Here is an 18840-nt window from a genome sequence, read left to right on the forward strand (position 1 = left end):
TTTTTAGTCAATAAGCTGCTTTAGGGTTTTATCAGTGTCGTAACGTCTATAATTGGATAATAATTTTATTCATCCTCATCATCGTCAAATAAATCATTTGAGGCTATAATTTTGTTTATTCTTAATCTAAAATCTGGAGTTCTACTATTATCAGAATCGATAAAAGTTTCATGATCTGGACCTTTTGAATAAACATTATCAAAAGCTCTACTGCCATACCAGCTCTCTAAATCATCGTTATTAGAAGCATACTTTTTGAAAATATTTCCTTTACAGTTATTGAAATATGAACGGGTAATTTTTACCATGTCTAAATTTTCACTGTTTATTTCAATACGCTCGTCTAAAAGTATTGCTGGCTTAAAACCGGAAATCACACTTTTATCAATATGAAACGATACGTCTGGTCCAATAGAAATAGCTTCTTGTACCAAGCCAACTTTAATATCTGATTTTAAATCATTACTTACATTAACTAGAGTAAGGTTTTCTGCATTTACAAAAGTTTGCTTTTTAGTTGTATCTGCATTTTCCTTAATATCATAAGAGCGAACAGACATACATCTTGATCCATCAGCACTTGAGATATAAGGTGATCTCACCGCTAGGGCATTTTTAATATTGGATTGTGTACCTGTGTTAAAATTATAATCGTTTTTATTTGATCTGAAAGACACCGTTTTTGTCAAATTAACTTCGCCTCCTAAAATATTAAAAGAATTACCTTCACAGTAACTAACCATAACATTGCTTATAGCTGTTTGTGATCCAACGCCTGCAAGTGTAAGTCCACTAAAATTTTCAAATCCTTTAGATTTCTTTCCAGCGTATTCAATTCTAACATAATCTAATATACCAGAGTTGCTTTCACTGTTATCACCTCCATAACTAATACTTTCAGTTGAAGATGGGTTTAAGCCATAGTTAAGAGAAGCAATTTTACCAAATATGTTAATCGGTGCATCACCAAGTAAAAAAATTCCGCCCCAATCTCCAGGTTTTTTATCTGTTCTATTAGAGGTGAAGATAATTGGGTCAGTTGGTGTACCTTCTGCAATAATCTTAGATCCGTTTCCAATAATTAAGGATCCTTTAGTTTTAAAATCGCCTAGTATTATTGTACCAGGTTGTATAGTTAAAGTAGTACTATCTGTTACGAAAACTTCACCTAGTAAAAGATAGGTGTTCCTTTTGTTTAATGTTATATCTTCTGAAATGTTTCCAGACAATATTTGTGTCGGTTCTTCATAGTTAGCTTTATTAGGTTGAAAGTCCGTCCATGAATCAAGCCAGTTATTATAGCCAGTAATTCCTTTTTCTTGTTGAGCAAATAAATTACCAAACACTAAAAGAAAGAAAAGTGAAGTAAGAGTAATTTTTTTCATAGTAGGTAAATTTTATATTTAGATTTAAGGGCTTTAAATACAATTATCATCAAACATATAAATATATTCCATGAAACACAAATAATATCGATAAAATACACTGTTAAATTGCTATTGTACCATTTATACTACAAAATAACGCTTTTTGTCGGATAAATAAGCGTATTTAAAATTGTCTTCAATTTATTTTTAGAATCAATAGAATAAAAAAACCTTGACCAGTTATGATCAAGGATTTTAAAACACATGTAATAATCAAAAAACTAACTAATCCTTTTTAAAATCTTCGTAGGTATGTAATGCTTTTAAAGTTGATTCATAAAAAAGAATTGCCGCAATTAAATCTGTAGTATCAGAGTAGGGTAATATCTTTTTTTGAAATTCAATAGTACTATCAAAATAAGAGACAGAAGCTTCGATATTTTCTTCTAAAGCTTTTCTATTATCTTTTGTATCTGGTATTCCAAGATTTTCCATGGTAACTCCTGGCTTGGTTGCAAATGCAATATTTGGAAGTATATTTACAATAACTTCGATTCGTTCTATATAAAGAACAAGTAAGTCGCCTTTTTTCATCTGTTTTAGATCTTCGCGACTGTGGTATTTTGAGATGTTTACTTTGCCACTAATGATGCTTTGAGATTCCTCTTTTTTTTGAGCAAAACTCATACTAATCATTAGAAAAAATAGAGCACAAAATAAAGTAGATTTGGTTTTCATATTCACGCTTTTAGTTAATCTTAGTGCAACAAATCTATACAATTAATTAAATAAAACAACATTATTTAAGCATTTTTCATAAAAGATTTTTACTTATAAAATACGTATTTCAGGGTTAAACTGCATTATTAGTGGATTAAACGTAAAAATTACCGACGAAATACGCTAGCTGTTTTTTAGGGATTTTCAACTTAGAAACACTAATTTTTGATAAATAATGGCACTTTAATCTTATTATATCAAGTTCCTTTTGGAATTAAAAAATAAATGATTCTGTAATCATAATACCTATTAAAACTCAACATTTTTAAGACACAGTACAGCTTAGTATTTCTGTTTTTTAAATCATTATTTAAGCTAGTTTTAAGGTTGAAATTTAATAGTATTACCGGCTTTTTGTTGAGGTTAATTTTTTAATCAAATAATCGTATTTCATCGGAAATTTTGGCTCTTTTTTTCGGTTTATCGTAAAAATGGAGCATTGATGTGATTTTTAAGGTATTAGGATATAAAAGCATCAATTTTGGTGTAACCCAAAAGCTTATTCTCATGAAAAACCTAATAACTTTGTTTTGTATTGTATGTTTCTCTAACGCTTTTAATAGCGTTGTTGCACAAGAATCAAATTCTATTCTAGATTTTAATAGTCCTATATATGATCGAGCAGAAGATCAGTTACGTAATACAGACACGATTCCTGATTTTAGATCTAAAACAAATAAACTAAAGTTAACTGGTATTATATATCAAAGTGATGGTGTAACACCAGCAAAAGACGTTATTCTATTTATTGAGCAACCCGATGAAGATGGTGATTTTGATTTAAGAAACACAGGAGATGAGCGTTATGTTTTTCATAGAAGTTGGATTAAAACCGATGCTGATGGACGCTATACTTTATATACGTTTGTTCCTGGGGGAGATAGAAGATACAACCAAATGCAGCAAATCTTTCCACTTGTAAAAGAGCCATCAAAGCAAGAGTATGTTCTAGAATCGTTTTTATTTGATGAAGATCCGTTATTAACAAAAACATGTAGAAAGCGTATGGCTAAAAAAGGAGATACATCTCGAATTTTAAAATTAAAAACAGAAGATGGTATTTTAGTTGCAGAACGTAATATCACTTTAAAAGATAATGAGACTTTAGCGAAATCTTAAATATACTAACACTTATATAAAAGCGTCCTAAAGATTATTTAGGACGCTTTTTTTTTGCTATAATTCTGAATACATTCCATTCACCCTCAACGAACAGAATTTAATTTAAAAGTTGATAGGATTGTTTCGCAATTTCTAATTCTTCATTAGTTGGAATAATTAGAATTTTAGTCCGAGACGTTTCCGTATTAATTTCTCGTAGTATTTTTGATCTAACCTCATTTTTAGAAGCATCTAGTTCAATTCCGAAGAAGTCCATATCCTCACAAACTAATTGTCTAATAACATCAGAATTCTCACCAATTCCTGCTGTAAAAACAATAGCATCTAAGCCATTCATTGCAGCAGTATATGCGCCAATAAATTTTTTAATGCGAGAGGTATTAATTGCTAATGCTAATTTGCATTCTTCGTTTCCATTCTCGGCTTCTCGTTCTATATCTCTTAAATCAGCATAACCCGTTAAACCAAGCATACCACTTTGTTTATTCAACAATGTACTCACTTCTTCTAAAGTATAACCTAAGTTATTCACTAAATAAAATATCACAGCATGGTCAATATCTCCAGCTCTTGTTCCCATAATAAGACCATTAGATGGTGTAAACCCTAAACTATGATCCACACTTTTACCATTAACAACTGCTGTCATACTACAACCATTACCTAAGTGAATAGTGATAATTTTAGACGTTTTCAGTTGTAAATAGTCGAGTGCTTTTTCGGTAACATATTTATGACTTGTACCATGAAAACCATAAACTTGAATTTCATGTTCATTATAAAGCGCATTAGGTATCGCATATTTTTTTACTTTTTCAGGCAAACTTTGAAAAAACGCAGTGTCAAAAACAGCAACTTGTTTAGCATTAGGAAATAATTGTTCAGCAACAATAATTCCTTCAAGATTATTCGGATTATGTAGAGGAGCTAAAGAACTATAGTTTTTTATATCTTGTTTTACAGCTTCAGTAATTAAAGTTGTATTTGAAAATGAGTTACCACCATGAACCACACGATGTCCAATAATAACAATTTCATCGGCATTTTTTATGACACCTTTTTCTGGATCCAATAATAAATCTTCAATTTTTTTTAGGCCTTGATTATGATCTTTTATACTTTCAACTTGCTTAATATCTACTTGTTGTGTTTTATAATTAAGAATCGCATCATTTTCTCCAATACGTTCCACTAAACCACTACAAACTAAGGTTTCAGAAGGCATTTCTATTAATTGAAATTTTATGGAAGAGCTTCCTGAGTTTATAACTAATATGTTCATTCTATCTATGTTTTAAAGACCTTGTGCTTGAATTACAGTAACAATAACCGTGTTAAAAATATCATCTGTTGTACAACCACGACTTAAATCGTTTACTGGTTTATTTAAACCTTGAATTATTGGCCCAATAGCTAGTGCTTTAGTTTCACGTTGCACTGCTTTGTAAGTGTTATTTCCTGTGTTTAGGTCAGGAAAAATAAAGACATTTGCTTGCCCTGCAACTTCCGAATTAGGAAGTTTAGTTTTCCCTACTTTTATATCAACAGCTGCATCGTATTGAATTGGCCCTTCCACTTTTAAATCGGAACGTTTAGATTTTATAATTTCTGTCGCCTTTCGCACACGTTCTACATCTTCACCGACTCCAGAAGAACCAGAAGAATAAGACAACATAGCTATTTTTGGTTCTATGCCAAAGGCTATACTTGTTGCTGCAGACGAAATAGCAATTTCCGCTAGTTGTTCTGAATTAGGATTAGGATTAATAGCACAATCACCATAAACAGAAACACGATCTTCTAAACACATAAAGAATATAGAAGACACAATAGAAGTTTCGGGTCTTGTTTTTATAAATTGAAGCGCAGGAAGAATGGTGTGTTGTGTGGTATGCACTGCACCAGAAACCATACCGTCTGCATCACCTTTATGCACCATCATAGTGCCAAAATATGAGACGTCTTCCATTAAATCTTTAGCCATAGCTAAATTTACATTTTTATGTTTTCTAAGCTCATATAGTGTATTGGCATAAGCTTCAAAATGTTCTGATTCAATAGGATTAATGATGCTAACTCGATTTAAATCTAACTCAATATCTAAAGCTAATAGTTTGTCTTCAATTTGTTTTTTGTCACCAAGTAACGTAATATTTACGGCATCTACATCAATTAATTGTTTTGTAGCTCTTAAAATACGTTCATCTAAACCTTCTGGTAAAACAATGTGTTTTTTATTTAAGCGCGCACGTTTTAATAAGTTATATTGAAACATTCTTGGAGTCACTCCGTTGGTTTCAAATGTAATTAGACGTTCAACAAGCGCATCTGATTTTACATGTTTTTCAAAATCTTTTATAGACGTTAGAATCTTTTGTGTGTTTTCAGCATAAATTTGAGACTTAATAGTACCAATACAATTGGTTACTGAAAATGTACCTCTTTTTGCAGAAATAATTGGAACAACATCTGAAAGTCCTTCAATAAGTTTAATAATTGAATCTTCAGGTTTTAAACCACCTGTTAGTACAATACCAGAAATAGAAGGGTAGTTATCTGAAATATTAGCTTGTAAAGCTCCTAAAACAATATCAGCTCTGTCACCAGGAGTAATTACTAAAGCGTTATCTTTTAAATGTGTTAGATAATTGGGCAACTGCATAGCACCAACACTATAATTACCGGCTTGGTTGTTAATGTGTTCCTCACCAAAAAGCACCTCAGCATTAAGCACTTCAACAATTTCTTTTATAGATGGATTTGCCAGTGTAGGGTTTAAAGGAATAGCATTAACAATGGTACCAGATGGTAAGTTCTTTTCTATTTCTGAAACTATTAAAGCTTGTTGATCTTCATCTACTTTATTGGCTATAACAGATAATACTTCGACACCTTTATCTTTAAATGAGTCAAATGCCATATGCAAATTACCAACCAATTCTTCGATAGTTTTACCACGGCCATTAGCAATTATTATCGCTGGGACACCTAAGTTTTTAGCTATTAAAACATTAATATCAAACTCAATAATAGAACCTTCACCAACAAAACTACTGCCTTCGACTAATACAAAATCAAAACGTTCTTCGATGTCTTTATATTTATCAATAATTTTACTAATAATTTTATCATCGTTATCCTCATTTTTCATTTTAATGACTTCACTTCTTGTAAATGCATAAGCATCTTCAAACTTTAAATCGAGATTAAAATAAGTAATTACAGTGTTAATATGATTATCGATTTCCCCAGCTTTAAAATCATCTACAATAGGTCTGAAGTAGCCTACTTTAGCCGCCTTTCCAAGTAATAATTGCATTAATCCAAGTGAGATTATAGATTTTCCACTATTAGGTTCTGTAGTGGCAATATAAATGGCTTTGTTGGTCGCTTTTTTATTCATTTATGTTGATATATGTATTATGATACGTGTAAAATCATGTGCAAAATTAATGCTTTTGAAATGTAATGTTATGAGATATATCATGTTTTAAGTTCTTTTTCATGAGTAATCTGACTGATTTTTAAGTTGTATTATAATTTAAAGTTGACTAATTAATATGAACCTTAAGTGGCATTATAAAATTAAATATAAAAATTATTTCATTTTAAAAATGAGAATACTAAAGATAAGATCTCTATAAATAAACAATATAAAGCAAAGAAAAGCTTGTAATACTGCATTGTACGAAGCCGAATTGAATTATAAATTAAAATAAGTGGATTAAAACGTTGAATGTTAAAAAAATGGCATCATCTTTGTACCTTAAAAGTTATAATAAAATAAATTACATTACAATGAGTAAAGGAACAGTAAAGTTTTTCAATGATGCCAAAGGATTTGGATTTATCACTGAAGAAGGAGTTGACAAAGATCATTTCGTACACATTTCTGGATTAGTAGACGAGATTCGCGAAGGCGATGAAGTTGAATTCGATCTTGAAGAAGGTAAAAAAGGATTAAACGCAGTAAACGTAAAAGTTATCTAATACATATACTTCAAAGTTTTACAAAAAAGCCCATCAAATTTTGATGGGCTTTTTTATTTTGTATTTTTTAAGAATATAAACGTTCTATTAACTTTTAATTTTAATAGGTTTTAGCTTAATAACACCAACTGCATCTAGTAATTTTATAATGACGTAAGTTACATCTATTTCATACCATTTTACACCAAAGTTAGCTCTACTAGCATACTTATGATGATTATTGTGATAACCTTCTCCCATCATTAAAAAATCAAATCGGAATAAGTTTTTACTCGTGTTTTTCATTTTGAAATTCACATAACCATAAATATGACCAAACCAATTAATAATAACTCCATGTATTGGTGCCATTAAAAACGTAATTGGTAATAATAACCATTGCCACCAAGAGGTTACAAAGAGCGCAAAGAATAAAATATACAATGAAATCCATAATAATCTTGAGAATCGAGAGCTAGCGAAACTATCAAAAGATTTCCATTGTGGTACATTTTTAGTAAAACGTTGGTCTACAGTAATTCGCTGTTGATTAATATCTTGATAGATGGTTTTTGTTTTCCACATCATAGCAAAAACATTAGCATCATACGACGGAGAATGTGGATCCTTTTCTGTATCTGTATACGCATGGTGCATACGATGCATAATTCCGTAACCATAAGCACTTAAATAACTAGACCCTTGAAAAATCCATGTTAAAATAAAAGTGATACGCTCCATGGTTTTAGACATGGTAAATACTTGGTGTGCTGCATAGCGATGCAAAAAGAAAGACTGAAAAAACAGGCCTCCATACCAAAGTATTAATACAAAAAGAATTATAATCATAGTAGTTTTTTTGCAAAGATAAGTGCACAATACGTGCCAAACAATGAATCTAAATCAATAAAAGCTTGTTTGTTTTTAAGTTTGACGTAAATAAATATATCTGCTTACAAAAAGGAATTTACTAAAATTAAACACGTTTCCTAATTCTACTTAAGGCTTGTGCAGTTATACCAATGTAAGAACTAATGTATTTGAGTGGAATAATCTTTAAAAGCTCTGGTCGCTCTTTAAATAATTTTAAATAACGTTCTTCGGCTGTAAGGTTTAAAAGGTTTTGTTCACGACTAGATTTTAATAGAAAGAGGCGTTCTGCTGTTAATCTACCTATTAAATTTCCGATTTGAGTAGTTTTGTAAACATCTTGTAAATCGGAATATGTCATACTCAACAAGGTTGTTTCTGAAAGGGCTTGTAATTGATATGCTGAAGGTGTCTGTGTTAAGAAAGAATCATAGGCACTAACAAACTGATTTTTAAAACTAAAGCCAAAAGTAATTTCTTTATCTGGATTATCCTTGGGAATAAATAAGCGAACTACACCAGACTCAATAAAGGAAATATGGTTTTCTATGTCATTAACTTTTAGAAAAATGCTCTTCTTTTTAATCACGCGTCGCTGTAATTTAGACGTAAAAAAGTCCCAATCCGATTGCGATATTGTCGCTATTTGATCTAAGTGTGCTTTTATTTGTTCCACGTTTTTCTAAGGGCTAATTAACAAAAATGCAAAGATATAAATTCATATAATCTTTACGATGAAAAACAATACTAATCAACTATATATGAAGTCTTACTTACAAACTCTATTATTTATACTATTTTTGTAGCGTTAAATAAAAAAGTAGTGCTATTAATAATTATTACTTTTTCAACATTATAAATCAAAATTAAAACAGAAAGATGATTAGAAGTTTCATAAACAAATTGTTTAATCTTAACAAAGTAAGCGAGACGAAAGAAGGAACCGTGAAATTTTTTAACGCGAAAAAAGGCTTTGGATTTATAACCATAATAGATTCCGAAGAAGAGATTTTTGTTCATACAACCAACCTAATTGATAAGATTAGAGAAAAGAATAAAGTGACTTTCAATATCGAAAAAGGTGAAAAAGGCCCAATTGCTACCAATGTTCGTGTGATAAAAAAATAAATAGCACACCAACTTTAATAGTAATTTTGTTGATGGCCATTTTGCTATCAAATTCTTAACCACATTACGTTCCTTTTAAATCAGGAATCTAATTTCATAACTAATAGTATGATGTCTTTGTAGGAATGATAACTATTTTATCCATTACCAAGAACGGTATGCCTACCTTTGCAAAAATTATTTTTTATGTCCAAACGTTTTTCCGATTTAGGAATTAATGAGCAGCTACAAAAAGGTTTAGCTGATTTACAAATTTCTGTTCCAACCGATATTCAAGAAAAAACAATTCCTGCAGTATTGCATCAAACAGAAGATGTGGTGGCTTTGGCTAAAACGGGAACAGGAAAAACTGCGGCTTTTGGACTTCCATTATTGCAATTAATAGACGTCGACAATCCAAATATACAAGCCGTTATCCTAGCACCAACACGTGAGTTAGGACAACAAATAAGTGCTAATTTATCAGCGTTTGGAAAATATAGTCCAGAAGTTTCAATAGCGACAGTTTGTGGAGGTATTCCTATAAAACCACAAATTGAACGTTTACAAAACACCACCCATATCGTAGTCGCAACTCCTGGTCGTTTGGCCGATTTAGTAAAAAGACAAGCCGTTGATATCTCAAACATCGCTTATTTTATTTTAGATGAAGCCGATGAAATGGTCAGTGCTTTAAAAGATGGTCTTGATGCTATAATAACAGAAATCCCAAAAAAGAGACGTACGTTATTGTTTACAGCGACGATGCCAGGAACTATAAAACAATTGGTTCAAAATTACATGTCTAAACATGTCGTGCATATTGAAGCAGATATGGCAACTGTTGGACATCAAGGTATCGATCACCAGTTTGTGGTGGTAGAACCTATTGAAAAATTAGATGTTTTATTGCATTTCTTAAATTCAAAAGCAGGCCAACGCGGTATTATATTCTGTAAAACGAAAGCGGCCGTCAATAAATTGGCTAAGAATTTAGCGATTAATAAATTCTCTTCTGGTGCGATTCACGGTAGTTTAACGCAAGGTATTCGCGATCGGATTATGGGACAATTTAGAGAAGGCCATATTGATATTTTAGTGGCAACAGATTTAGCGTCTCGTGGACTAGATATTAAAGCTGTAGAATTTGTAATTAATTACCACTTGCCAGATACTTACGATGCCTATGTACATAGAAGTGGTAGAACAGCTAGAGCAGGAGCAAAGGGTTTAGCTTTAACTATTCTGCAACAAGAAGAAGTCATTGATATTGCAGATTTTGAAGATGAATTAGGTATATCATTTAAGGAATACAAAAAAGCAGACACCCAAAGCATAGAAGAAAATAAAGCCCTATTATGGGCAAAAAAAATATTTAAGACCAAACCCAATCGTACCATTTCTGAACACTTAAGAAAAGACGTCAGAACGGTATTTCATCATTTAACTAAAGAAGAATTGATCGAAAAAGTATTGGCAAATCAGTTGGCACAAACGTCATTAGGATCTCAAAAATCAGACGATTCTAAACCTAAGAAAAAGAAAAAATAGTTATGGCAAATAACATCAAAGCACAGCAAGATATTCTCGAAAAATTAAATATCTATGCGCTCAATCCAATGCAAGAGTCTGCTTTGGCGTCTATTGAGGCTAATGAAAAAACTATTTTATTATCTCCCACAGGAACAGGTAAAACCTTAGCATTCTTATTACCACTTTTAGAAACCTTAAATCCTGAATGTGAGGAAGTACAAGCCTTAATCATTGTGCCTTCTAGAGAATTGGCGATTCAAATTGAAACGGTAATTCGTAATATGGGTTCTGGTTATAAAGCCAATGCTATCTATGGAGGTCGTGCTATTTCAAAGGATAAAATAGAACTAAAACACACTCCTGCTATTTTAATTGGGACTCCAGGACGTTTAGCCGATCATTTTGAACAAGCTCGTTTTACGACTGAATTTATTAAAACTTTGGTTATCGATGAGTTTGATATTTCAATTGAAGTTGGAGCAGGAGGTGAGATGAAAGATATCATGAGTTATTTGGCCAATGTTACTAAGCGAATTCTGACCTCTGCCACTCAAGGAGCTTCTATTCCTAAGTATTTAAAAATGGATGGAGCTAAGACCTTAAATTTCTTAACGGAGAAACCAAGTTCTAAACTCGAAATTAAAACGGTGGTTTCACCATCGGCAAACAAGCATAATACTTTGGTCGACTTATTACATCACGTGGGCAATGAGCCTGGAATTGTGTTTTGTAATAAAAAAGAACGTCTCGAAGATTTAAGTCGTTTTTTAGATAAAAAGAACATTGCGCATACCTGTTTTTATGGAGGTATGGAACAACACGATCGCGAACGTGCTTTAATAAAATTAAGAAACGGAAGTGTGTCTATACTTATTGCTAGTGATCTAGCATCACGAGGAATTGATATTCCTGAAATGAGTTATATTATTCACTATGAAATTCCGGATGCATATCAAGAATATACTCATAGAAATGGTAGAACTGCACGTGTAAACTCTAAAGGCACAGCTTATCTTATAAAAGGCGATAGAGAAGTGTTTCCTGAGTTTATTGAAAACTCTAAAACGATTAGAATAAATGCTTCTGGCGAGATAAAACCTCCGTTTTGGACCACTTTATTTATTTCAGGAGGACGAAAAGATAAAATCTCTAAAGGAGATATTGCAGGTTTATTTTTTAAACAAGGTGAAATCTCTAAAGATCAGTTAGGTGTTATAGAATTGAAACAAGACTGTGCTTTTGTTGCCGTACCTGTTAGTATTGCTGATGAATTGGTTGCTAAATTGAATAATACACGTTTAAAGAAAAAGAAAGTTCGCGTGACTATTATCTAAGATTGAAGCAATGGTTCTAAAACCTCCCAAACGGTATTGGCTAGTATTTTATGACCTTCAACCGTAGGATGAATACCATCATTTTGGTTGAGTTCTTTAATGCCTCCAACATCTTTTAATATAAATGGAATAAATGCTAAGTCATTTTTTTCGGCTATATTCATAAAGACTTGTTTAAAATCTCTTGTGTATTCTTGTCCCATATTTGGAGGTAATTGCATACCTGCTAGTATAATTTTAGTTTTAGGACTTTTAGATTTTACAGCATCTATAATAGATTGAAGGTTTGTGGCCGTTTCTACAAGGTTAACACCACGTAGGCCATCGTTAGCGCCTAATTCTAATAGAAAGATATCAATGTCTTGGTTTAAAATCCAATCAATTCTTCCTTTTCCTCCGGCTGTAGTTTCTCCACTGACTCCAGAATTAACAATAGTATAATTTAAGTCTAAGGAATCAATTTTCTGTTGTAAAACACCAGGAAATGCATCGTTTGTGTCATCTAATCCGTAGCCAGCTGTAATACTGTCGCCAAAGCATAGAATGGTTTTAGTATTGATTTCCGTTGTTACAGTTTCTTCTGTTTGTGTCTCAGACTGGTTTTCTGTTGTTTTCTCTGTTTTATTATTACCACAAGCCACCAATAAAAAGGCAGTTATAATATAACAAAACTTTAAGAGTTTAGATGGCGTAGATATTGGTGAAATTAAATGCAAATGAGTATTTTGAGCCTTCGACATAAATGGTCTTATAAATTAAAATTAGTATGCCAAATATATTAAAGATTAATGGTCTAGAAAAGACATATTCTAGCGGTAACAAACAATTAACAGTCTTACAAAACATTTCGTTTGAAGTAGAAACAGGACAAACTTTTTCTATTGTTGGACCATCGGGAAGTGGAAAAACGACCTTATTAGGCTTATGTGCAGGTTTAGACCAACCTAATTCTGGTACGATAGAACTTTGTGGACAAGACTTAAAAAACCTAAATGAAGACCAACGCGCACAACTAAGAAATAAGAATGTGGGCTTTATATTTCAGAATTTTCAGTTATTACCAACCCTAACAGCTCTTGAGAATGTGAGTGTGCCTTTAGAACTTCAAGGTAATAAAGACGCTGTTAAAAAGAGTTTAGCGCTACTAGAGAAAGTCGGTTTAGCAGATCGTGTGCATCATTACCCGTCACAGTTATCTGGTGGAGAGCAACAACGGGTGGCTTTAGCGAGAGCTTTTGCTAATGCACCTTCCATTTTATTTGCCGATGAACCAACAGGGAATTTAGATGAAGAAACAGGAGAAAAAGTGATTCAACTCTTATTTGAGCTGAATAAAGAAGCCGGAACGACTTTGGTGATTATTACACACGATTTGGATTTAGCCAACCGAACGCAACAAATATTACGACTTAAAGGTGGCCGAATTTTAACCAACGAACGTACTGCAGTACTGTAAACATTTCACAAAACATGAATCAAAATACAACCTGGCTTTTTAAAATGGCTTGGAGAGATGCCAAAGCGAGTAGAGTACGTTTGTTGCTATTTATGGCGTCTATAATTTTAGGTATTGCAGCTGTAGTATCTATACAATTATTTAGCTCTAATCTTAAAGACAATATAAAGTTGCAATCTAAAGCCTTAATGGGCGCCGATTATACCATTGATACAAAGCAACAACCTACAGAACGCGCACAAGCCATTATAGATTCCTTACAACCCGATGCTAAGGAAATTAACTTTGTATCTATGATTGCTTTTCCTAAGAATGGAGGCACCAAATTAGTTAAAGTTCGAGGCTTGGATGGCGACTTTCCTTTTTACGGAACTATAGACACTCAACCTAGTTCTGCAGCAGGTACTTACCAAGATTTAGGTGGAGCATTAGTTGATGCGACTTTAATGCTTCAATTTGATGTAAAAGAAGGGGATTCTATTAAAGTAGGAGCCTTAACACTTCCTATTTTAGGGGCTCTAAAAGCGATTCCTGGAAGTACTGCTATTTCTACTTCTGTAGCACCTCCAATCATTATTCCTTATCGATTTATTGAAGACACAGGACTCTTACAATTTGGTAGTCGTAAAGAGTATCAGTATTTCTTTAAAACGCCAGAAACTCTCGATTTAGAAGCGTTTGAAGAAATTATAGATCCACAATTAAAAGCCGAAGAAGCCGATTTAGATACGCATACAAGCACGAGTGAACGTTTGGGAAGACGTTATGATAATGTAGGTAAATTTCTTAATTTGGCTGCTTTTATTGCCTTATTATTAGGGTGTATTGGGATTGCAAGCTCGGTTCATATTTATATTAAAGAAAAACTAAAAGCCATTGCAGTTTTAAAATGTATGGGAGCTTCTCGCTTGCAAAGTTTTCTCATTTTTCTGATTCAAATTGCAGGTATCGGTATTGTTGGTGGCTTAGTTGGATCATTGATTGGTGTTGGAGTTCAAGAATTATTTCCGTATTTATTAAAGGATTTCTTACCCTTTTCTGTTGAAATTTCCATCTCGCTACAACCGATACTTATTGGTGTCTTTCTTGGCTTATTTATGTCTGTTTTATTCGCGTTATTACCATTGCTTAGAACATGGTACGTTTCGCCGCTAGATGTTTTGCGTGTAGATGAAAACGGAGCGCAAGAACCACTTAAAGTGCGAGTAGCAGTGATAGGAGCCGTGTTGTTATTTCTGTTTTTATTTTCGTTTTGGTTGTTGAATGACGCCGTTTATGCCTTAGGTTTTATGTTGGCTACATTAGTCGCTTTTGCTGTTTTAACAGGTGTTGCTTTACTGTTCATTAAAGGCATAAAAACCTATTTTCCGAAACGTTGGGGTTTTACAGCACGCCAGAGCTTATTGAACTTATTTAGACCTAACAATCAAACCGTTGTTTTGGTGGTCGCTATTGGTTTAGGAACCTGTTTAATCAGTACGTTGTATTTTACGAAAGACATTTTGTTAGCCAAAACAGAAGTAGCTCAGAGTGATGACAATGCCAATATTATCATTTTAGATGTACAAACGGATCAGCAAGACGCCATAGAACAACGCATAAAAGCAAAAGGTTTGCCTATTGTGAATAGTATCCCTATTGTTACGATGCGCATTCATAAAATAAAAGGTCAATTGGCCAATGAACTACGCCAAGACACGACAAAACAAATGCGTAATTGGATCCTTAATCACGAATTTAGGAGTACGTATCGCGGTGAGATGATTGATTCCGAAGAACTTTTAGAAGGTGAGTGGACAACACATACCACTCCTAATGCTCCAATACTAGTTTCTATTGCAGACAACCTTGTAGAAGACGGTATTAACATTGGTGATGCCATTACATTTAATGTTCAAGGTGTACTTATGGAAACTAAGGTTGGTAGTATACGGAAAGTAGATTGGAGACAATTGCAACCTAACTTTAATTTTGTGTTTCCAGTAGGCGCTTTAGAGCAGGCACCACAATTTCGTGTGATTTCTACGTATGCCGATGACGACAAAGCTTCTGCGGCATTGCAGCGCGATTTAGTAGCAGAATTCCCGAATGTTTCTATAATAGATTTACGACAGGTTTACACCATTATCGAGGACATCTTAGATAAAGTGTCTTGGGTCATTAATTTTATGGCCTTCTTCAGTATTATTACTGGGATAATTGTATTGATAGGCTCTGTTCGGACTAGTAAATACCAACGCATTAAAGAAAGTGTACTCTTACGAACCCTTGGTGCTAAAAATGCGCAGATTCTAAAAATTTCAGCTTTAGAATATTTGTTTTTAGGCTTATTAGGTAGTTTGGTTGGGATTTTATTAGCCTTAGTGAGTAGTCTTTGTTTGGCACTTTTATTATTTAAAGAACCTTTTACACCGTCATTGATTCCGTTTTTAGTGTTTTTACCAGGTATTACTCTGTTGGTTTTAGGAATTGGTTTGAGTAATATACGATCTGTGTTGCAAAGTTCTCCTTTGGCTGTGCTGCGGAAAGAAGCCTAATGCCATTTTAACCATAATCTGTAAGCTCAACGTAGCCCTTTTTATTTGATGTAGGAATTTTCAATAGCAAACCCGCTTATGACCCGCTTATCACCCGCTTAAGATACGCTTATGACCCGAGTGTGCGTATCCTATCTTTTTTTTTAGGGGTTGGCTTCAATAAAAGATCTCTTATAGGTTCTTAAAAAATAAGTATCTTTAGACCGATCCAACCTATTGATAATTAATGCTTAAGTATTATACGTCATTCTTATTTATTGTCGCGGTAACAATTCTCCCATTGTGGACTCAAAGTACTGCGCTTACTACTGAAACCTATTTTAGGCAGTACGAACAGATTAGTGATTCTATGGCCTCTGTTTTCCCTGAGAATGATATTAAAACGTACCGACGTGTTTCCTTTTCTGATGCTGAAATGCAATGGTATTTATCATTACATTTTAAGTGTTTAGATGTCTTAAAGCATATTGAAGGACATACAAAATTTGTTTTAGACAGTTATTTGCATTCGGGAAATTGGTTTAGGGAAGTTGGCTTTCCGAAGGAATCTATAAAATCTTATCTCGATTTTTTTACATATTACGAAGCACATGAACATCTATTAACTTTCGATGAACGCGATAAATTTAAGGAAATGCGCAGTTATGCTGGAAGTATACTTGCTGAAAACTATGCCAAATTAGGCTTGTTAGATAATGCTACTAGTCGGCATAAAATCAATATGGCATTTTCTAAGAACCTAAATTATATCTATCATCCGTCTTCTATAAATAACTATGGGCTCTTTTTTTATTGGCACAAAAAGGACCTCGATTCTGCGATGTATTATTTTGAGCGTGCTTATGCACTTACACAAGCTAAATTCCCCAAGCATACTTTAAATGGAAGTATACGCGATAATATTGCTGATATTTATATGGAACAGCAGGCGTATGACAAAGCTCAACCTTTATATGCGCAGAATTTTAAGTTTTATAAAACGGCTATTAATGAAGAAACGTTAACCAAAGATATACCACGATTAATTAGTGCGGGCACCCAACTCATAACAGCTAACACGCATTTAAATCGGTTAGAAGCTGCCCAACACATTTTTAACGATTTAGAATCTGTTGTAAAATTAGACGAGACAACTCATAATTTATCTACAAGCTCTAAATTAGAGTTTTTAAGTGCAAAAGAGTTGTTATTACGTACTCAGAATAATATTTCGGAAGCCTATATCACTGCAAAACAAATAGCGCATGTATCTGATAGTCTTCAAGCCCTTGCCAATCATGCCGACAAAAAGTGGCAGGAAGAATTGAATGATATTACCATAGATAAAATTGAATTAAATTTTAAAATAGACCGTATTCAAAAAGAGAATATGATTAAAAATCAGCGCGCTAAGCTTTGGTTTATTGGGCTTTTGTCGTCTATTTTTATTATTATTTTAGTGGCACTTATTATCAGTAGAAGACAACATCTTATCAATGCTAAGAACAAGCAATTACTTGCGGAACAGCAGCTTGAAAATTCGGCATTAAAAGTAGAGCAACTTAATTCTGAAATACAATCTAAAGAACGCGATCTGTCTGATTTTGCGATTAAACTGACGCAAGATCAAGATTGGGCCAAAGAACTCGCTGAACAATTAGAGGTGATTAAGCAAGCCAACTCCCAAGAGCGTCCAAAATTGATTAATGACCTCGATGTAGCGATTTCAAATAAAATAAGTGTTGATAGTGATACTCAAGAATTTTTTGAACGTTTGGATAAATTAAGTGATGCGTTTTATAGTCAACTTATGAAGCGTTATCCTAATTTGAGTAAAAACGAGATTAGACTTTGCTCTTTAATTCGTTTAAAAATTGAAAGTCGACGTATCGCTACCCTTCAAAATATAACCTTGGCATCCCTAAATACCAGTCGTTATCGCTTAAGAAAAAAATTAAACCTCTCCGAAGACACCGATCTGGATTTCTTTATTCAAAATATATAAACCACTGTTTATTAGTGTTTTGAGTATCTCTTTGTGAGAGTGTCTATTAAATGTCTATCGCTTGTACATCAGTGGTCTATACCGATTTTATGGTAATAGACGTCTTAGATTATACTTTAGCAGTGTTCTACTTAAACCACGTATTTCTGTAGAAAAAAGCTTAAACCATTTTAATTACATCAGTATAACTCTAAAACCGTATCACTCATGAAAACATGTCTATTTGGTCTACTATTTTTAGGACTCACCACCTTTGGCTCTGCACAAAATGAATTAGCAATGGAAACGTCTCAATTTGATGACGACAAATTCGCACCGCGCACGATTGCTATTCAGAATGAAAACTACTTAAATTTAGAACTAGAAGCCGCACAACCTTTGGCTGTTAGTATTAAGAAATTACAAAAAACAGCAGCAAATTTTGATGTCACCAAAGATCCTGTGTACAGCAAAAATAAAGCGATTACTTATACGGTTAATTTTCAGTCTAATGACAATCATATAACCGCAATTTATGACACTAAAGGTATTATTCTGAGTTCGGAAGAATATTATGAGGATGTGAGAATCCCATTAACACTTAGCCGTCAATTAGCAAAAGATTATCCAGGATGGGCGTTTAAGAATAGCAAATGTAATGTTCGTTATGATCATCATAGCGGATCGGAAATCACTTATACTATCAATTTAAAAAAGGAGAATAAGCAAAAATCTATTTCCCTAACCATTTAGTATTTTATATTTTTTTTTCTAAATAGAAAACAGCACGTATAGTGCTGTT

The 18840-nt window shown here is 33.0% G+C and carries 16 protein-coding genes; 9 read left to right on the forward strand and 7 right to left on the reverse strand.

Going from position 1 to position 18840, the window contains the following annotated elements:
* Positions 1-65: 65 nt before the first annotated feature.
* Both HM992_RS12575 and HM992_RS12580 read right to left on the reverse strand, forming a co-directional pair.
* Positions 66-1385, reverse strand: coding sequence for a hypothetical protein (locus tag HM992_RS12575; protein WP_179319911.1), 1320 nt, complete (start codon positions 1383-1385; stop codon positions 66-68).
* A 267-nt stretch (positions 1386-1652) separates the two neighbouring features.
* Positions 1653-2105 carry a hypothetical protein gene (locus HM992_RS12580; RefSeq protein ID WP_178985325.1) on the reverse strand — a complete coding sequence of 151 codons (453 nt, stop codon included), beginning with the start codon at positions 2103-2105 and terminating at the stop codon, positions 1653-1655.
* A 549-nt stretch (positions 2106-2654) separates the two neighbouring features.
* On the opposite strand from HM992_RS12580, the gene HM992_RS12585 reads away from it, so the two are divergent.
* The gene (locus tag HM992_RS12585) at positions 2655-3266 is read left to right on the forward strand and encodes a peptidase associated/transthyretin-like domain-containing protein (RefSeq protein WP_179319912.1); all 612 of its coding nucleotides are present in this window, start codon (positions 2655-2657) and stop codon (positions 3264-3266) included.
* Positions 3267-3366: 100 nt separating this feature from the next.
* Here HM992_RS12585 and HM992_RS12590 read toward each other — a convergent pair whose 3' ends face one another.
* Together HM992_RS12590 and pta are read right to left on the reverse strand one after the other, a co-directional pair.
* Positions 3367-4551 carry an acetate/propionate family kinase gene (locus HM992_RS12590; protein ID WP_179319913.1) on the reverse strand — a complete coding sequence of 395 codons (1185 nt, stop codon included), beginning with the start codon at positions 4549-4551 and terminating at the stop codon, positions 3367-3369.
* A gap of 12 nt (positions 4552-4563) precedes the next feature.
* Positions 4564-6672: a phosphate acetyltransferase gene (pta, locus tag HM992_RS12595; protein WP_178985328.1), complete on the reverse strand. Its 2109-nt coding sequence runs from the start codon at positions 6670-6672 to the stop codon at positions 4564-4566.
* 395 nt (positions 6673-7067) lie between these two features.
* On the opposite strand from pta, the gene HM992_RS12600 reads away from it, so the two are divergent.
* Positions 7068-7259, forward strand: coding sequence for a cold-shock protein (locus tag HM992_RS12600; protein WP_092467858.1), 192 nt, complete (start codon positions 7068-7070; stop codon positions 7257-7259).
* 87 nt (positions 7260-7346) lie between these two features.
* Here the strand turns inward: HM992_RS12600 and HM992_RS12605 are convergent, their stop codons facing one another.
* Both HM992_RS12605 and HM992_RS12610 read right to left on the reverse strand, forming a co-directional pair.
* On the reverse strand, positions 7347-8087 hold the full coding sequence (locus HM992_RS12605; RefSeq protein ID WP_178985329.1) for an acyl-CoA desaturase: 741 nt from the start codon (positions 8085-8087) through the stop codon (positions 7347-7349).
* Between the two features lie 127 nt (positions 8088-8214).
* On the reverse strand, positions 8215-8784 hold the full coding sequence (locus HM992_RS12610) for a Crp/Fnr family transcriptional regulator (protein ID WP_178985330.1): 570 nt from the start codon (positions 8782-8784) through the stop codon (positions 8215-8217).
* A gap of 203 nt (positions 8785-8987) precedes the next feature.
* Here HM992_RS12610 and HM992_RS12615 point away from each other — a divergent pair, with 203 nt between their 5' ends.
* From HM992_RS12615 to HM992_RS12625, 3 genes are all read left to right on the forward strand, one after another.
* Positions 8988-9236 (forward strand): cold-shock protein, encoded by a 249-nt coding sequence (locus HM992_RS12615; RefSeq protein WP_179319914.1) that lies wholly within the window; start codon positions 8988-8990, stop codon positions 9234-9236.
* Between the two features lie 186 nt (positions 9237-9422).
* Complete coding sequence (locus tag HM992_RS12620) at positions 9423-10766, forward strand: DEAD/DEAH box helicase (RefSeq protein WP_179319915.1); 1344 nt, start codon at positions 9423-9425, stop codon at positions 10764-10766.
* 2 nt (positions 10767-10768) lie between these two features.
* Positions 10769-12082 carry a DEAD/DEAH box helicase gene (locus tag HM992_RS12625; RefSeq protein ID WP_179319916.1) on the forward strand — a complete coding sequence of 438 codons (1314 nt, stop codon included), beginning with the start codon at positions 10769-10771 and terminating at the stop codon, positions 12080-12082.
* Here HM992_RS12625 and HM992_RS12630 read toward each other — a convergent pair.
* A complete protein-coding gene (locus HM992_RS12630; RefSeq protein WP_179319917.1) occupies positions 12079-12822 on the reverse strand; it encodes an arylesterase in 744 nt (247 codons plus the stop codon). The genes HM992_RS12625 and HM992_RS12630 overlap by 4 nt on opposite strands.
* A gap of 26 nt (positions 12823-12848) precedes the next feature.
* Here HM992_RS12630 and HM992_RS12635 point away from each other — a divergent pair, with 26 nt between their 5' ends.
* From HM992_RS12635 to HM992_RS12650, 4 genes are all read left to right on the forward strand, one after another.
* Positions 12849-13538 (forward strand): ABC transporter ATP-binding protein, encoded by a 690-nt coding sequence (locus HM992_RS12635; protein WP_179319918.1) that lies wholly within the window; start codon positions 12849-12851, stop codon positions 13536-13538.
* Between the two features lie 44 nt (positions 13539-13582).
* Positions 13583-16075, forward strand: coding sequence for an ABC transporter permease (locus HM992_RS12640; RefSeq protein WP_179321083.1), 2493 nt, complete (start codon positions 13583-13585; stop codon positions 16073-16075).
* Positions 16076-16301: 226 nt separating this feature from the next.
* A complete protein-coding gene (locus HM992_RS12645; protein ID WP_179319919.1) occupies positions 16302-18059 on the forward strand; it encodes a helix-turn-helix transcriptional regulator in 1758 nt (585 codons plus the stop codon).
* A 207-nt stretch (positions 18060-18266) separates the two neighbouring features.
* The gene (locus HM992_RS12650) at positions 18267-18791 is read left to right on the forward strand and encodes a hypothetical protein (protein WP_179319920.1); all 525 of its coding nucleotides are present in this window, start codon (positions 18267-18269) and stop codon (positions 18789-18791) included.
* Positions 18792-18840 lie beyond the last annotated feature (49 nt).

It is taken from the genome of Winogradskyella helgolandensis, from assembly GCF_013404085.1.
In the GTDB taxonomy this organism is placed as follows: Bacteria; Bacteroidota; Bacteroidia; order Flavobacteriales; family Flavobacteriaceae; genus Winogradskyella; species Winogradskyella helgolandensis.

Coding starts and splice junctions, on each gene's coding strand:
- HM992_RS12575 (WP_179319911.1), bottom strand. CDS start 1,385: ATGAAAAAAATTACTCTTACTTCACTTTTCTTTCTTTTAGTGTTTGGT.
- HM992_RS12580 (WP_178985325.1), bottom strand. CDS start 2,105: ATGAAAACCAAATCTACTTTATTTTGTGCTCTATTTTTTCTAATGATT.
- HM992_RS12585 (WP_179319912.1), top strand. CDS start 2,655: ATGAAAAACCTAATAACTTTGTTTTGTATTGTATGTTTCTCTAACGCT.
- HM992_RS12590 (WP_179319913.1), bottom strand. CDS start 4,551: ATGAACATATTAGTTATAAACTCAGGAAGCTCTTCCATAAAATTTCAA.
- pta (WP_178985328.1), bottom strand. CDS start 6,672: ATGAATAAAAAAGCGACCAACAAAGCCATTTATATTGCCACTACAGAA.
- HM992_RS12600 (WP_092467858.1), top strand. CDS start 7,068: ATGAGTAAAGGAACAGTAAAGTTTTTCAATGATGCCAAAGGATTTGGA.
- HM992_RS12605 (WP_178985329.1), bottom strand. CDS start 8,087: ATGATTATAATTCTTTTTGTATTAATACTTTGGTATGGAGGCCTGTTT.
- HM992_RS12615 (WP_179319914.1), top strand. CDS start 8,988: ATGATTAGAAGTTTCATAAACAAATTGTTTAATCTTAACAAAGTAAGC.
- HM992_RS12620 (WP_179319915.1), top strand. CDS start 9,423: ATGTCCAAACGTTTTTCCGATTTAGGAATTAATGAGCAGCTACAAAAA.
- HM992_RS12625 (WP_179319916.1), top strand. CDS start 10,769: ATGGCAAATAACATCAAAGCACAGCAAGATATTCTCGAAAAATTAAAT.
- HM992_RS12630 (WP_179319917.1), bottom strand. CDS start 12,822: ATGTCGAAGGCTCAAAATACTCATTTGCATTTAATTTCACCAATATCT.
- HM992_RS12635 (WP_179319918.1), top strand. CDS start 12,849: ATGCCAAATATATTAAAGATTAATGGTCTAGAAAAGACATATTCTAGC.
- HM992_RS12640 (WP_179321083.1), top strand. CDS start 13,583: ATGGCTTGGAGAGATGCCAAAGCGAGTAGAGTACGTTTGTTGCTATTT.
- HM992_RS12645 (WP_179319919.1), top strand. CDS start 16,302: ATGCTTAAGTATTATACGTCATTCTTATTTATTGTCGCGGTAACAATT.
- HM992_RS12650 (WP_179319920.1), top strand. CDS start 18,267: ATGAAAACATGTCTATTTGGTCTACTATTTTTAGGACTCACCACCTTT.